Genomic DNA, 15,792 nt, shown 5'->3' with positions numbered 1-15,792 from the left:
CAAGAGTATAATTGCGGTTATGCAACGCCTCCAGGCCTTCAGATTCGAACTCATGCCAAACGGCCAGCAGGAGCGGCAGATGCGCCGCTTCGCTGGCGCTTGCCGGTTCATCTACAACAAGGCATTGGCCTTGCAGAAGGAGCGCTACGAGCGTGGCGAGAAGAAGCTCGGCTATGCCGGGCTGTGCAAGCTGCTCACTGAGTGGCGCAATAGCGCAGAGACGGCTTGGCTGGCCGATGCACCGATTCACCCGCTGCAACAGAAACTCAAGGACTTGGAGCGCGCCTACGGCAACTTCTTCGCCAAACGCGCCGACTTTCCGCGCTTCAAGAAGAAGGGGCGGTCGGACAGCTTCCGCTATCCCGACCCCAAGCAAATCAAACTCGATCAGGGCCATAGCCGTATCTTTTTGCCCAAGCTCGGTTGGCTGCGCTATCGCAACAGCCGGAAAGTGCTGGGCGATCTGCGCAACGTCACCGTCAGCCTGAGCGGCGGCAAGTGGTTCGTTTCCATTCAGACCGAGCGAGAGGTCGAGCAGGCCATCCCGCAGGGTGGCGCGGTCGGCATCGACATGGGTATTGCCCGGTTCGCTACGCTCTCGGACGGCACGTTCTACGCACCCCTCAACAGCTTCAAGCGGCATGAGGTTGCCCTGCGCAAAGCGCAGCAAGCCATGAGCCGCAAGGTCAAGTTCAGCAACAACTGGAAGAAGGCGAAAGCCCGCGTCCAGCGCATCCATTCCCGCATCGGCAACGCCCGCCGCGATTTCCTGCACAAGGCCTCGACCGCGATCAGCAAAAACCACGCGATGGTGTGTATCGAGGACTTGCAGGTGCGTAATATGTCCAAGTCGGCGGCAGGCACGGCAGATGCGCCGGGAAGAAACGTTCGGGCCAAGTCCGGCCTGAACAAATCCATTCTCGACCAGGGCTGGTACGGGTTCCGCCGCCAACTGGACTACAAGCTGGCGTGGAAAGGCGGCCATCTCATTGCCGTGCCGCCGCAGAACACCAGTCGCACTTGCCCAGGCTGCGGCCACGTGTCGGCGGACAACCGCCAGACCCAAGCCCGGTTCGTATGCGTGGCGTGCGGCTATGAGAATAACGCCGACGTTGTTGGTGCGATCAACATCCTTTCTCGCGGGATACAACTATTGCGGGACGAAGGGCAGGACACGGCCAACGCTTTGGTCGGGATGCAGGTGGACTGGCTGCCTGTGTCAGCCCGGATGGCCTGTGGATCGAACTGCATAGGCAGTCGGAAGCAGGAACCCGCCGAGACGACGGCGCGTGGAGCGATCCGTGCGTAGTTGTGGTAGGATCCCCGCCCTTTAGGGCGGGGAGGACGTCAACAGTTATAGATTGGTCGTTTCCCGTCGTTTGTAACCGAAGCCATGCTGAAAGCGCGGCCCTTTCTGAAATGGGCAGGCGGAAAAAGCCAACTCTTGGATCAAAACTACTACCCAAGTGACCTGCGAGCCGGTCGCATCAGGCATGATGTCGAGCCTTTCCTGGGCGGCGGGGCGGTGTTTTTTGCCATCGCCCGGCGTTACCCCATCAAAAGCGCCTGGCTTTCAGACATCAACCGGGATTTGGTTCTGACGTATCAGGCGGTGCAACAGCGCCCGGCTGAATTGCTGGAGGTTCTGGAAAGATACCAAAAGGAATATGATCGAACCCCGGAAGAACAACGCCGGGATATGTTTCTGGCCGTACGCGATGCTTTCAACCAAAGCCGGTTTGACATCAACCATGCAACGTGCGCTGCTCATTGGGTTCAGCGGGCGGCACAGCTCATGTTTTTGAACAAGACCTGCTTCAATGGTCTTTTTCGTCTCAACTCGAAAGGAGCCTTCAACGTACCGTTTGGGAAATACAAAACCGCCGTTATCTGTGATGCCGCAAACCTGCTGGCTGCCTCACGCGCCCTGCAAAAGGCGGAAATACGGCAGGCTGACTCTACACGGAGTGCTGGCCCAAGGCCAACGAAAGCACGTTTGTCTATTTTGATCCGCCCTATCGTCCACTCAGCCGGACGGCCAGTTTCACCACCTACACCGGCGGCGGTTTTTCTGATGCTGAGCAAATCCGCCTGGCCCAATTTTTCCGCCGGCTGGACCGGGAAAAAAACGCCCGCCTGATGCTTTCCAATTCCGACCCGACGAATGAAAACCCGGACGACAGCTTCTTTGAGCGTATCTATCCGGGATATAACGTCTTCAGGGTTTCGGCCGGCCGCGCCATCAACTCCAATGGCGAAAAACGTGGGAAAATCAGTGAGCTTCTGATTACCAACTATCCGTGCTGCCCACAAAATGCAGAAATATGGTAGGGGCAACTCCGGAAGTTGCCCCTACAGTAAATGCCGGTTGCCATCCCTATTTGGCCACCCACTGGCCGCCGCGCCAGCGGTACTCCAGGTCGTAGTTTTCATCATCCCGTGATGCCACCTGGCGCTTTGTCGGCTCGCCGTTGACGATGGTGATCTTTTCATCCCACCGGTTGTTGCGGTTGAGGTCAATCTTGGCGCGATTCCAGCCCGCTCCCGGATTGTCGCAGTAAAGGGTGATTTTATACGGCCGACCGGGAAAGGCGTCCTTGATGCGGTCGCCCGTCACCGGCCGGCGCAGCGCCTCCAGCAGGTCACGATCCACCGGACGCAACCCGAATGTGTTCGTTGGCGCAGGCAGCGACGGCGACGCTGGCGGTGGAGACACAACCGGACGCGACACAACCTCCTGTCTTGCCGGTTGGCGGAGAAGCCACACGCAGGACCCGATAATAACGGCTGACAACACCAGCCCGCCCGTGATGACCAGCGCCAGAAACGTTTTGAACTTCATGCCCTCACCCTGCCCTTTCTGTCCAAGCGGACGTTACCGGTTCACGAACGCGTCATCATCCCCCGCTCAATGGGGACCGTACAGTTGCAATAGGCATACTGGCACGGCTGGGCTGTCTCACGGAGCGCAAACGTGCCATCCAGAAAGTTCCCCAGATACTCCTGCCGGTACCGCCGCGCCGGATAGCACCGCCAGGCCGCACCCCGGTCATCAAGCGTGAAGGCATAGGCCCCTGCCCAGCAGGGCCGCCCCTGAAACGAAGGCGCAATCATCCCCAGACCGTTGTGTCCGCCCAGCGCCAGAATCTGCGCCTGCTCCCCGGCTGTATAGGCAATGACATCCCGCTGCTGCTTTTCAGGCTGCACCTTGAGGCGAATCCCGGCGGCGGCAAAACGCTGTACCAGTTCCGGCAGAACGGGCAGGTTGGCGCGTGTGGCCACACAGGTGACGTGAAAGCTCGCCCCCGGCGGCAGCCGCGTCATCACATGACGCGCCTTCTCAATGAAGGCTGTTTCTTCCTGCTCCGTCGCCACGTACTCCCGGTGCAGGCTGGCCGAGAAGACCCGCAGCGCCGCTCCTGCCGCCTCCAGAAACCGGTCAAGCTTCTCAATGCCGGCCGAGAAGTTCGTCACAACGCTCACGTGATGTCCCATTTCGGCCAGGCCGGCAACGATGTCCATCAGGGTTGGGTGCAGAAATGGCTCGCCGCCCGAAAGCTTGACTTCCCAGCGTCCCGGCAACCGCCGGAAGCCCTCCAGAAAGCGTGGCGTATCGCGCGCCCAGCGGGTCCGGTCATCCAGAAAACGCTGCGTACAGTATGAGCAGCGGTAGTTGCACGTCGTGTTGATGTTCCACATCACGACGCCTTCCGGCGGACGCGGCGGTACCGGCCATCCGGCATCATCCCGTGTGTCGGTCGCCATGCGCGTCACCTCCGCTTTCGGGCGTTGCAAGCCCTTCAATCATGCCCCGGTTGGCCGGGACTGTACAGGGGCAAATATCGTACGGACACACTTCCGGGCCGGCTTTCAGGCGAAAGCTGCCGTCAAGCACGTTGCCCAGGTAGCCTTCCCCGAAACGCTTTGCCGTACGGCAGGAAAAGGCATAGCCAAACTGGTCAATGACGAAGTAGGCCGCCCCCGCCCAGCAGCGCCGTCCACGGTAGGAAGGCGCTATGTTGGCTTCCCGCGCCGTCGGGTGTGCTCCGGTCAGCGCGCGCACCAGGGCGGCTTCCACCGCGTCATACTCGTAAACGCCGTGCTTGGTTTTCATCACCTGGGGAAAGTACCTAAGCCCCGCAGCTTCCACGGCGGCCCTGACTGCGGCCAGTTCGCTGACGGTTCCCGGCACGAGCACGTTGTTGACGACAAATGCCGTTTCCGGGCGCAGCCATCCCCGAAACGTGACAGCTTTCGCAATGAAGTCAGCGACATCCACATATTCCCGGTGCAGGCTTGCCGAGAAAACTTCCAGTTTGTCGCCCACCAGGTCCACAAATCGCCGCAGCACGGTCAGCGGCGCTGAAAAATTGGTCAGTACCGAAACCCGGTGTGGCAACGCCGCCAGACCGGGAACGATATGCTGCATAAAGCCCCGGAAGGCGAACGGCTCCCCGCCCGACATCTTGATTTCCCACACGCCCGGCAGCGTCGCAAAAAATGCCAGGAAGCGTTCGATGTCGGCGTCGGACGGGTGCCCCTGACGATAGCGGCGTGACTGTATGCAGTACGAACAGTCGTAGTTACACACACCGTTGGTTTGCCATTCGATGGTTGGACGCGGCGGCATGATGTTCACCTTAGCCATGGTGTCGCCTAAGCAGCGTTACCTAACCTAACCTATGACCGGCCGTGCCGTTCCTTCCCTCAACGTTATCAGACGCTTGTCCTGCAGAACGACCGGTCAGGGACGCATACACTGCCATCCCAAACCGCTCCCGAACCTTCGCCGCCAGCTTGACGTTCTGGTTGAACTTCCCACACTGCCGACACGCCGGCGCATACTGCCCGGCCCGCAGCGATGCCCGCAGTGCCTCCCACGCCGCCCCAAACCACTGCTCCGAAAACGGCCCCCAGTCCAGGTGCCCGACCTGCAACGTCGCCGCACAGCAGTACAGCAGCGCCCCTTCAACCGTAATCCGCGCGTAGTGCCAGCCCATAAAACACCCCACTTCCTCGATGGGCGTCGTCGCCAGTCCTCCGGCCGTAAGCTGTTGGGCGAAAACCTCCAGGTTCGTCACTACACCCAATTCCGCTGCCGCCGCCCGCGCCGCCGGAACGAGTTGCTCCCGCAGTTCCACCCGCTGCGCTTCCGTAATGGCACAGGCTTCCGTGCCATTCCCCAGGCTGGCCAGCTTGAACGTCACCTGCCGCGCCCCATGCCGCGCCGCGAAATGCACCATGTCCACCAGCTCAGCAGCCGTATCCCGGTTGATGACCTGAACGTGCTTGACCGCCACCCCCAACTGCCGCCACCGGGTCAGCAGCCATTCCAGACGCGCGAAATCGCTCGCCCGCAGGTTGGGATGAAACGCGGTATAGGATGCCGGACTCACGCCATTGACCGACACCAGCATGGCATCCACACCCAGCGCCGCCACCCGGTCGGGATCGGCCAGCAGCGCATTGGTCAGGATGGTCACGTGCCACCCGTAGCGTTTGCACTCGGCAATGATGTCGTATATCCCCGGATGGACAAACGGATCACCCATTCCTGACAAAATGACCGACTCGACGGACTGCATCCCAGCCAGATCGGCCGCCAGGGCCCGAAATCGCTCCAAGTCAAACAGCTTCCGCTTCCAGGCCGTCGGGCGCGGTGTGGTCAGCAGCGGCGAATGGTCCCAGCAGGTTGTGCAGTTTGTGTTGCAGCCGTTGGCGAGGTCCACATGTACCGTCTGCGGCCCAACCACGGTCTTCCCCACTGCCAGACCTGCCCACCGCCGCTTACGCGCCTGCGCTATGTCCATGACGCACCTCCTCGGCCGCCTTCAAAACGGCCGACAGCCATTGCCATGGGTCAGATTCGGCTCCGGCCGTATGGCGCTCCAGCACCGCTAACCCCCGGTACAGACTTTCCCCAGCCGTATCAACTGCTGTCAGAAACGTCGTCAGAACCCGCACCTGATCTTCGGCCGTGGCCCGGCGCGACCATGGCATCTGCCGCAGAAACACCGTCCGGGCACGCTCATCCCCCACCGACGCCAGCGCCCCCGCCAGACGCCGCCACAACCCGAAGGCCCGGTCGAAATCGGCCACATCCCCCAGGCACGGTAAACGTCGCAGAAAGGTGAGCAGATCATCCAGTGTCATCCCCTCCGGGATGGCTTCCAGCCACTCGGCCAGCTCATCCCCATCCGTGATGGCCGCCGTCAATGTCCAGAGTTGCGCACAGGATTCCGCACCGGGTCGCCGCTGCTCCAGCCAGCGGCAGAGACGCGGAGTTGCCCGTGCCGTTGCGGCCTGGAGTTCGCCGGTGTCGAGAACGAGTTGTAACCCATACCAGGCAGCCTGGCGCGCGCCCCCCAACGCCACGACGGACTGGGACTGCGCCCGCAACCGCGCCCGGACTTCCGGCTGTCGCAAATCGGCTATTATGGCGGCCAACCCGGCGGCGTCCGGCGTTCCATCCGCATTGAGCAGCAGCGGCAGCACGGCGCCGGCGGCAGCCAGCCGCGCCACCCGCGCGGGCTGGTCATCGGCAATCTTTTCCTGGGCAAACAGCGCCGTAGGCACCCCGGCGGCCAGCAGTTCGTGCGTGGCGTTAAAACCGGCGGCCGAAATGGCGGCGTCCAGCCCGGCAAAATCCTCCACCGCCAGCGGCTCCGTCAGCCAGGTGATGCCCCTTCCCCGTCGGGGCGCACCGGTAAACAGCGGCCCTGCCCCTACGACAAGGTGAAGGTCATCCAGTGGTTCCAGGGCCGTAATCAGCGCCGTCAGCGTTCGCTCGGCCAGCGCATCCCCGCCACCGCCAGCGCTCAGCCACAGCGCCAGCGCCCCGTCGGGAATCCCCAGCCGCTGGCGCGCGGTTGTGCGATCGTGCAGTTCTTCCGGTTCGCGTAGCAGGATGGGCGGAACACGCCGCACCCGCGACCGGACGGCTGCCGGAAAGACAACCCCGTTGGACACCACTGGCCCGGACGGAAGCCATCCGCCCTGTCCGGCGTCAGCCACGCTTTCGCCCGCAGCCGGCGCTCCCCGGCCTTTGACCGGCAGGTTCCGGTCCGTGGTTTCATCCACCGTCACACCCGGAAACGGGTCTTCCAGTGGTTCTTCCAGAAACGAGTCGGCAAACGAGTCGGCCGGTGCAGAGAAATCAAAATCGTTATCAGACGAATGTCGCACCGCCCCGCCCTCCCCAACCACCACAATCCGGTCATAGAACGGCAACCACGCCGCAAAACCCGCCGCATCAAAGCCCGCCTTCACTTCCCGGCACACAAACAGCTTCCGCGCCGGCACATCCAGCACCGGACCCAGTTCGCCAAACGTCCCACCGGGAAACGTATCCACCACCAGCAGGTCCGGCTGGAGCAGCCCCAGACTGTGCCACACCCACTGCCGCGCCAGCCGCAGATAATCCTCCTTCGGCAACCCGGCCGCCCGCACCGCCGTCTTGCTTGGCAGCTTGAAAACGGCCACCCCTTCGCGCAACGCCAACGCCCCGGCCTCGGATGTGGTCAGCACATATACGTCGAGCCGCCGCCCGGCGCACAGCGCCAGCCGGCGCATCCAGCGCAATATCGCCAGCACGCGCGTCAGGTGCCCCACACCGGCCCCGTTGACCGCATAGGCCACGACTTTGAGCGGCCGCGTCATGACACATCCATTCCCTGGTAGTAGCTGTATTGTGGCTCCGGCGGACGCACATACGTATAGCCCGGATGCGCCTGCCGGTACTCATAGACTTCCGGGATGAAGTTTCCATCCAGCCGCCCGTCTGTCATCACGTCCCACCACAGCATGTCCGCCGCGAAATCATACCGGTCGTAGCGATCATAGGTCGCCACGCGGTCATACTGGCGCCAGAAGCGCGCCCGTTGCGCGGCCAGGCGCTCCCGTGGATCGCGCAACCAAACCTGTGCCTCATTGGGAGGAATCCAGGCGTTCGCATACTTCGGACGGGAATACTTGGTGATTTTCCGGTCCAGCCTGGTCAACTGCCCGGACAGGTAACGCCGCTCCTCCTGGAGACGGTGTTCCGCCATGGACTTGGTATAAGTCATCTGCTTCTCGACCCCATCGAGCCGTTTGATCAGCGACTCGCGGACGCGATCCCCGCCGGCCCACTGAAACAGTTGCTTCCGGTCGGCCAGCGCCAGATGCTCCCGCAGCATCCGGCGGAAGTCCCCCAGAACGGCCTGTGGCAAATGGCTCAACCGCTGCTGCGCTGTGTTGAGTTCGGTAATCAGCTCGCGCACCTGCCGGATGTTCTTTTCAATGCTGTTCAGTGTCTGCTGACAGACGGCTTTCCCCCGCAGCAGGTTCTCATAGGCCGCGCGCACTTCGGAAAACGCCTTGCAGCCGAACTTTTCCGTGATCTCGTCGCCCCGCTTCCAGTCCTTGTAGTACTGCAACGTCAGAGCGCTCTGCCGGTAGCTCGGCGTCCGGTAGCCGCGCCGGTACAAATCCAGAAAACCCGGCTCCCGCTCGTAGCGTTGGAGGCCGCTTTCGATGAGCGTCAGTTCATCCCGCGCCTGTTTGGCGCGCAGGGTCAACACACCGGCCGTCGGATCGAGCAATTCCTCGCGCCGGATAAACCGCTCATCCGCCGTGATGGCCGCAATGCGCTGTGTCAGCCGCTCCTGCTCGGCCGCCAGATGGGCCGCCAGGTTCAGTCCGCGAAACCGCCCGTAACCGGTAAACCGCTCCACAGCGTCGAGCGTTGCCTGGTCAAGAGTCGGCAGGTTGACCTCGGCCAACGCATCGAGTGTCTGTTCCCGGAGCTGCTCCAGAGCTTTCCCACGTGCTTCGTGCCGCCCCATGAGTTCCGTGGGCAGCGCCGCCAGCGCCTGTTGCAGTTCCGTCCGGCGCTGCCGGGCCAGAGAGAGAAATTGGCTGACGTACACAGAAAGGCCGCCCCAGAAAGAAAAGTGAGAAATGGTACATTTGAACCCTACGGCAAAAGCCGGTTTCCGGCAAGCTCCCGCAGGCGGTTGCTCACGGCCGCCCGTTCCAGTTCCCGACCACCGGCAGGTCATTCACATTGCCATAGTTGAACGACACATCGGCAAAGCCGGGACTCAGCTCGTTTTTCAGGAAAAACCGCCAACTGCCCTCGGTCAGACGGACGATGCCAATACCATCCCGCCCGTCGCCATCCCAGTCGCCGGCAAAGGGCAGATCATCCGCCAGCCCGTAAAAGAGTGCCCCTTCGGCCACGCCCGACAGCAAATCATTGCGGTAGTAGAAAAAGCCGTTCGCACGGCGGTAACAGCCGACCGTCGTCGTGCCGTTGCCATCCCAGTCACCCACCACGGGTACATCCGTGCCGAGGCCAAAGTTGACGATGCTGTCCGCCATGCCGGCGCTGTTGGTATTGCGCAGCAGGAACACGCCATTGCGAAAGACGCCCACCGTATCCCGGCCGTCCCCATTCCAGTCCCCGACCACCGGGATGTCTCCCGGCGCGCCAAACGAAAACGACACATCGGCAAAGCCGGCGCTGTTGCTGTTTCTGAGAAAGAACGTTGCCGCTCCGCTCACGATCCGAAACACGCCAATCGTCGTGGTGCCGTCGCCGTCCCAATCGCCGGACAGCGGGATGTCATTCCCCTGCCCGAAGAAAAAGGACAGGTCAGCGAAGCCGCTCGTCAGGCTGTTGCGCAGGTAAAAAAAGCCATCCGACCGGCGGAACAGCCCCACGGTCTCGAAAGCTGAAACGGCCTGATTGACCGTGACAGTCCGCCCCGCAACGGTCAGCGTCCCCGTCCGCGCACGTCCCCGGTGGGCCGCCACCCGGTACGTCACCGTTCCGTTCCCACTGCCCGTCGCCCCGCTCAGGACCGTGATCCAGGGCACATCACTGACCGCACGCCAGGTACAGCTTCCGGCAGCCGTTACTGTCACAACCCCTTCCCCGCCCAGTGCCGAAACGTTTGTCACCGCTGGCAACACCGATGAAGCGCACCCAGGGTCATCGCCAAGCAGACGAACAATACCGGCCTGGGGCGTGCCGTTGAAGGTCGTAAACGTCCCGCCCAGGATGATCCGGCCATCGGCCTGCAACGCCAACGCCAGAACGGCGCTGCTGGCCCCGCTGCCAATGTCAAAGCCGGTGTCCAGCGAACCATCCAGCCCGTTGAGCCGGGCGACAGAGTTGCGCGGCGTTCCATTGATGGTTGTGAAGTCGCCGCCGACAAGAATGCGCCCGTTCGGCTGAAGGCCCACCGCATGAACCGTCGGCAGCAACCGTCCCCCCACACCGCCCAATGCGCCAAACGATGTGTCCAGCGCGCCACCGGGTTCCAGACGGGCAATCCCGTTGCGCTCGATGCCACTGACAAAACGAAAGGCGCCACCTACAACGATGCGCCCGTCAGGCTGAACCCCCAGCGCCAGCACCGTGCCATCCATCGGACCGCTTTGTGAAAAGGTCATGTCAAGCCCCCCATCTGGCGTCAGGCGCGCCAACCGGCTACGGGGACTTCCATTGACCTGGGTAAAGGCGCCACCCACTAAGATGCGCCCGTTAGGCTGGAGAGCCAATGCAAAAATGGTGCCGTTAGCGGCCGCATTGGGGTTGAAGCCGGTATCCAGAGTACCGTTGGGTTCGAGCTGGGCGATCCGCTCCCGCCGTTGGCCTGCCAAAGCAATAAAATCTCCGGCGACGAGCAGCTTCCCATCGCTGCGAAGTGCCAGGGCATAGACAGTGTTATCGGCATCAGCCACAAACCCCGTATCCAGAGAGCCGTCGGGGTTGAGCCGGGCCAGGTTTCGGCGGGACACACCAGCTACACTGGAAAAATCCCCCCCGATGACCACCTTGCCATCGGACTGGACAACAAGCGCCTCCACCTCTCCCGTAATGCTACCGGGTGCGAAGGTCGTATCCAGTGAACCATCGGCATTGAGCCGCGCCAGGTTGCTCCGTGGTACGCCGTTGAAGGCTGTAAATTCCCCGCCAATGACCAGCTTCCCATCAGCCTGCACGGCCACGGCATAGACAGCGCCATTGACACCACTTCCCGGATTGAACGTGCCATCCACTGCCCCAGCCTGCCCAAAAACCTGCCCGGCTGACATTGCCAGAAGAAAAATAATCCATACTGAAAAAGCTTCCACCGACTGCCTGTTGCACATTGCCCGTGTAACCCCTACCTGGTTGCTATTTATCCAGAAATCTGAAATCTCGCTGTACCTAACCTGGACGTACTATCGGCAAACGTACTTTGCCCTGCTAGAGGTATGGGATAGCTTTGGACAAAAAACCTTACGACATAAAGTGAGTGTCAAACACAGAAATTGATCTTCATCATTTCGGGATTCAGTCATCTGCTTGATTTAAAAAACTTTCAGTCATAGGCGACCAGGAAAATGTACGGCTCAGGAAAAAATACTCTCCATAAATTTCTCGGCGTCAAGACCTCTGGTAATTGGCTTTATGACTCTATAAGATGCGTCCTCCATATTAAGATTGGTAACAGAAGAAATTCGACTATCGAACATCATTTCACGAGATGCCCCGCCGGCAAAGTAAACCGAGATTTCCCCATTATTTTTATACCTGCCTAGTAATGTATCTGGTTCACAGAAGAAGAAAATAAATGCATAAAAATCCTTGACATCCTCACTGTGTTTTTGATTTGTAGTGTACGGTCCAATAATTGAAAACGCCCGTGAAATGACTGAGTCAGGCGAACTGGTGCGGTACGCAAAGGAAGACCTCGTTTCTATGGTGATCACCTTGTCCTTATACCTGACGATATGGTCAATCTGATAGTCCTCTGAATCTTTTTTCGATAATACCGAGTTGTCTATGATAAACGATAATCCTTTTTCTACTGCTTCCTTTTCCAGTAAATCAGAAACAAGCTTTTCAGAAATTAGTCCTCCGAAATTCTTTACCAGTTGCTCCGACTGTGTTCTTACTTTACCACTTGTATCTTTTGGGTTTAGTGACTTGCAGAGTGCTTCAGCTCCTGAATAAACATGCTCAAGCTCTTTCTTGGTATAGTCTGCTCTATAATAGACGAATTGATTTATCTTGAAAATATTAATCTTCATAAAAATAGGTCACTTTTTAGGACGAGATTCTGGGTTATTTGCTTTTAGTAAATTAACCCGTATTTTTTATTCTACAATCCTGCCCGAATCTTGGGTTCCCAATACTCGAAATGTCATCTCAGGTAATTTTATTATCTCCTCAATCTTGTAAGTTCCAGTTTCTGGGGGGTTCTTCACAAATGAAAACCTCCCGGCGCAGCACAGTCCGCCCACATCCCTGGCCACCCGGCTGTGTTCGAGTTCCGCAACTAAAGCCAAATCGTAAGCCCCAAGCTACACCACCACACCCACTGCTACAAAATCCTGCTGCGCCTGGTCCCTGGCTACCGGCGCAACCAGTGTTTCGGACTGCTTCATGTCTCAATGCATCATGGCATCATGTGCAATCACACGATGCAATGACACAAGCGACAAAAGCATCGGCTGCGTTGCTATGGCCTTCCCGGTTCCGCCCCGAACATCAGGGGAAAAAAGTCTTCCTTGCCAAGCCGCACCTTCCAGGAGTCACTGCGGGACTTGAGGTGAGCGAGGTCGTTGTCCCCGTTCACCTGCGGCCAGGTCAAGTTCGCTATCCCTGCCTGAATGGCCCTGCCAGCCCCGGCCAACCCATGCTTACCCACCGACACACTGCCACGGTCATCACCAACCTCTGCCGCGACAATGGCTGGCAGACTGCCGGAGACGGCCGTTTTTCGCATCAGCACAAAACAACAACCTGTCTTTTTGCAGCAATTTCAAAGACAGGTATTGACGCGCATCAAGCAATTGCGTAAAACAGCCCATGACGCGCCCATGCTTATGCCTGACACACGTATCATCAAACGCTACGGCAACCGTCGGCTCTATGACACGGCCTCCGGGGGGTATCTGACCAGCCAGGACGTGGTGGACATCATCCGCCAAGGGTACGATATTCGCGTCGTGGACTCGCGCACCGGCGAAGATGTCACCAAGCCGGTGCTCGTCAACATCATCCTCGAAGAAGAAAAACTGCGCCAAAACCTGCTGCCGGTGTCCTTCCTGCTGCAACTCATCCGCCTGCAGGGGGAAATGCTCCAGGACTTCTTTCAGAACTACCTCACGGCCAGTCTCGAAGCCTATATCAAGACGCGCCAGGAATTTGACCGACGGTTCCGGGAATGGCTCAACCTCGGCGCGGCCATGTCCGGCCTCAGCAGCCCGGACGCGGACGCGGCCAGTCCCGCTCCAGCGCCACTGCCGGCCCGGCTGTCTGCCAAACGTCCGGCCAAACGCCAGTCCAAAAACCAATCCAAAGACCAACCCAGGCGCCAGACGGAGCGCAAAAGCCGTCGTTCCCCGTCATGACTGTTCTCCCGGCTCCGACATTTGACTGGCTGGCCATTCGTGCGCGGCTTTCCCCCGACCGCATCGCGCTGCGGGATGCCGCGCAGGACTATGCGTCGGTGACGTATCGCCAGTGGTTCGAGCGCGTCAATCAAACGGCACACTTTCTGCACAACCGGCTGGGCGTCCGCCCCGGCGACCGCGTTGCCGTCCTGGCGCGCAACAGCATCGCCTACCTCGATGTCTGGTTCGCCCTGGGACAACTCGGCGGCATCCTGCAAAACCTCAACTGGCGGCTGAGCCGGCGCGAACTGGCCACACTTGTGGCCGACGCCGCCCCGGTTGCCATCCTCGCCGACGCCGCCCATGGTGAAACCGCCACCGAACTGGCCCAGGCGCACCGGCTTCAGCGCGTCAGTCTCGATGACCGCGATTCCACGTCCATTGCCTTTGGCGAACGTGCTGCCTGTCCCACGACCCGAATGCCCCCGCCGCCCATCACACCCGAAGCCCCGTGGGTGGTCTGCTACACCGGTGGCTCCACCGGTACACCCAAAGGAGCCGTCCTCTCCCACCGCGCCATCTTTGCCAATGCCGTCAATACGGTGCTGTCCTGGGGCATACGGCCCGACGACGTGACGCTGCTTGACGCCCCGCTGTTTCACACAGGCGGGCTGAACGTCCTCACCGCACCGCTCGTCGCCATTGGCGGCACGAGCATTGTCGCCAGCGGGTTTGCACCGGAACAAACCTTTGACGCCATCGAGCGTCACGGCGTGACGATCCTCTTTGGCGTGCCCACGATGTTCATCGAGCTTCAGCGCCATCCCCGCTGGGCTACGGCGGACTTCAGCCGGCTCCGCTTTGTCATCAGCGGCGGAGCCCCCTGCCCGATGCCCGTGTTTGAAGCGTTCTGGGCCAAAGGCGTCGCCTTCAGAACCGGCTATGGCCTGACCGAAGCCGGCCCCAACAACTTCTGGCTGCCGGCTGCCGAAGTCCACCGCAAACCCGGCGCCGTCGGGTATCCGCTCTGGTCCGTCGAAGCCTGTATTGTGCGGTCGGACGGCACCGCCTGCACCGCCGACGAAGTGGGGGAGTTGTGCCTGCGCGGGCCGCACCTTTTTTCAGGCTACTGGAACAATCCCATGGCTACAGCCGCCGCACTGGACGCCGAAGGCTGGCTCCATACAGGCGATTTGGCAACCTGTGATGGCGACGGCTGCTTCCGCATCGTCGGCCGGCTCAAGGACATGTTCATTTCCGGCGGCGAAAACGTCTATCCGGCCGAGGTCGAAAGCGTGCTGCACGAATGTCCGGCCGTCGCCGAGGCCGCCGTGCTGGGCGTCCCTGATCCGACCTGGGGTGAAGTCGGCGTGGCCTTTGTCGTTCTGACCGAAGAACGCTCCGATGCCGAACTGACCGCCTTCTGCCGCGCCCGGCTGGCCGGTTACAAAGTCCCCAAACGCTTCATCCGCCTGCCAGCCCTGCCGAAAACCGGCGCTCACAAAGTGGACAAAGTGACGCTGCGGGCACGACTCAGCCGACCGGACGCACCACATTGACACACCACAGGAAAGGAACCAGCCAATGCCCCACCTGGCCACCAACGGGATCAACCTCTATGTCGAAGACACCGGCGGCCCGTATCCGCCCGTCCTGTGCATTGCCGGCCTTGGCTATGACGAATGGTTCTGGGCGCAGTCGGTGGCACCCTACCTGCGTGACCATTACCGGCTCATCATGCCAGCCAACCGGGGCGCCGGGCGCAGCGACAAACCGGCCGGGCCCTACACCACCGCCCAGATGGCTGCCGACATGCTGGGCGTCCTGGATGCCCTGGCGCTCGACCGCGTCATCGTCGTCGGCCATTCCCTGGGGGGCTTCATTGCGCAGGAATTGACGCTGGCCGCGCCGGAGCGGGTGCAGAAGCTCGTTCTGGCCGGCACGAGTTTTGGCGGCCCGCAGTCCATCCCGCCGACGCCGGCGGCTATGGCCGTTCTCATGCTCGACCGGAACCTCGACCCGATGGAACTCATCCGCCGGGGGCTGGAAACCGCTGTGGCACCCGCCTTTCTCGCCGCCAAACCGCCAATGCTCGAAGCCCTGATTGCCTACCGGCTGACGACGCCCGTGCCGCCCGAAGCTTTCCAGAGCCAGCTTGTGGCTGGCGCGACGCATGACGCAGCGGAACGCATCAGCGCCATTACCTGCCCGACCCTGTTGCTGGCCGGGGAACTCGACCAGGTGGTGCCGCCCGGCAATGTCGAGCTTCTCAAGGCCAAACTGCCCCACGCGGAAACCGCCATCATCCCCGACGCCGGACATCTGTTCCCTATCGAGAAACCCCAGGAAACCGCTGCTGCGCTGGCCAGTTTTTTTGCCCGCCCCCTGGAAGGCGTGCCCGCCTGACGGCAGCCACAG

General features: G+C 60.9%; 14 protein-coding genes and 1 pseudogene. 6 read left to right on the top strand and 9 right to left on the bottom strand.

Going from position 1 to position 15,792, the window contains the following annotated elements; translation table 11 throughout:
- Positions 1–19 precede the first annotated feature (19 nt).
- The 3 genes and pseudogenes from CABTHER_RS12480 to CABTHER_RS17755 all read left to right on the top strand — a co-directional run.
- Entirely contained in the window at positions 20–1,309 is a 1,290-nt protein-coding gene (locus tag CABTHER_RS12480) for an RNA-guided endonuclease InsQ/TnpB family protein (RefSeq protein WP_014101018.1), read from the top strand.
- Positions 1,310–1,393: 84 nt separating this feature from the next.
- Positions 1,394–2,140, top strand: coding sequence for a DNA adenine methylase (locus CABTHER_RS12475; protein ID WP_014101017.1), 747 nt, complete (start codon positions 1,394–1,396; stop codon positions 2,138–2,140).
- Positions 2,044–2,331: pseudogene (locus tag CABTHER_RS17755) on the top strand (DNA adenine methylase); the annotation flags it as partial. The gene CABTHER_RS12475 and the pseudogene CABTHER_RS17755, both read left to right, overlap by 97 nt.
- A gap of 46 nt (positions 2,332–2,377) precedes the next feature.
- On the opposite strand, the gene CABTHER_RS12470 reads toward CABTHER_RS17755, so the two are convergent.
- From CABTHER_RS12470 to CABTHER_RS17475, 9 genes are all read right to left on the bottom strand, one after another.
- Positions 2,378–2,842: a hypothetical protein gene (locus tag CABTHER_RS12470; RefSeq protein ID WP_014101015.1), complete on the bottom strand. Its 465-nt coding sequence runs from the start codon at positions 2,840–2,842 to the stop codon at positions 2,378–2,380.
- Positions 2,843–2,883: 41 nt separating this feature from the next.
- Entirely contained in the window at positions 2,884–3,765 is an 882-nt protein-coding gene (locus CABTHER_RS12465; protein WP_014101014.1) for a radical SAM protein, read from the bottom strand.
- On the bottom strand, positions 3,743–4,648 hold the full coding sequence (locus CABTHER_RS12460) for a radical SAM protein (protein ID WP_014101013.1): 906 nt from the start codon (positions 4,646–4,648) through the stop codon (positions 3,743–3,745). The genes CABTHER_RS12465 and CABTHER_RS12460 overlap by 23 nt, the downstream gene beginning before the upstream one ends.
- Positions 4,649–4,670: 22 nt before the next feature.
- Positions 4,671–5,810 carry a radical SAM/SPASM domain-containing protein gene (locus CABTHER_RS12455; protein ID WP_049787534.1) on the bottom strand — a complete coding sequence of 380 codons (1,140 nt, stop codon included), beginning with the start codon at positions 5,808–5,810 and terminating at the stop codon, positions 4,671–4,673.
- Positions 5,788–7,659 (bottom strand): putative glycosyltransferase, encoded by a 1,872-nt coding sequence (locus tag CABTHER_RS16150; protein ID WP_014101011.1) that lies wholly within the window; start codon positions 7,657–7,659, stop codon positions 5,788–5,790. Before CABTHER_RS16150 ends, CABTHER_RS12455 begins: the two co-directional genes overlap by 23 nt.
- Positions 7,656–8,909 carry a hypothetical protein gene (locus CABTHER_RS12440; protein WP_014101010.1) on the bottom strand — a complete coding sequence of 418 codons (1,254 nt, stop codon included), beginning with the start codon at positions 8,907–8,909 and terminating at the stop codon, positions 7,656–7,658. Before CABTHER_RS12440 ends, CABTHER_RS16150 begins: the two co-directional genes overlap by 4 nt.
- 91 nt (positions 8,910–9,000) lie before the next feature.
- Entirely contained in the window at positions 9,001–11,124 is a 2,124-nt protein-coding gene (locus tag CABTHER_RS12435) for a BACON domain-containing carbohydrate-binding protein (RefSeq protein WP_041569967.1), read from the bottom strand.
- A gap of 261 nt (positions 11,125–11,385) precedes the next feature.
- Entirely contained in the window at positions 11,386–12,066 is a 681-nt protein-coding gene (locus CABTHER_RS12430) for an NERD domain-containing protein (RefSeq protein ID WP_014101008.1), read from the bottom strand.
- A gap of 431 nt (positions 12,067–12,497) precedes the next feature.
- Positions 12,498–12,764, bottom strand: a complete 267-nt coding sequence (locus CABTHER_RS17475; protein ID WP_014101006.1) for a hypothetical protein — start codon at positions 12,762–12,764, stop codon at positions 12,498–12,500.
- 100 nt (positions 12,765–12,864) lie between these two features.
- Here CABTHER_RS17475 and phaR point away from each other — a divergent pair, with 100 nt between their 5' ends.
- From phaR to CABTHER_RS12410, 3 genes are read left to right on the top strand one after another with little or no spacing between them, the layout of a single operon-like run.
- Positions 12,865–13,392, top strand: coding sequence for a polyhydroxyalkanoate synthesis repressor PhaR (phaR, locus tag CABTHER_RS16145; RefSeq protein ID WP_014101005.1), 528 nt, complete (start codon positions 12,865–12,867; stop codon positions 13,390–13,392).
- A complete protein-coding gene (locus tag CABTHER_RS12415; RefSeq protein WP_014101004.1) occupies positions 13,389–14,933 on the top strand; it encodes an acyl-CoA synthetase in 1,545 nt (514 codons plus the stop codon). Before phaR ends, CABTHER_RS12415 begins: the two co-directional genes overlap by 4 nt.
- Before the next feature lie 25 nt (positions 14,934–14,958).
- A complete protein-coding gene (locus CABTHER_RS12410) occupies positions 14,959–15,780 on the top strand; it encodes an alpha/beta fold hydrolase (protein WP_014101003.1) in 822 nt (273 codons plus the stop codon).
- The last annotated feature ends 12 nt before the right edge of the window (positions 15,781–15,792 follow it).

Source organism: Chloracidobacterium thermophilum B (genome assembly GCF_000226295.1).
Taxonomy (GTDB): Bacteria; Acidobacteriota; Blastocatellia; order Chloracidobacteriales; family Chloracidobacteriaceae; genus Chloracidobacterium; species Chloracidobacterium thermophilum.
The sequence above is the reverse complement of the archived record's forward strand: the minus strand, read 5'-3'. Positions and strand labels throughout refer to the sequence as shown.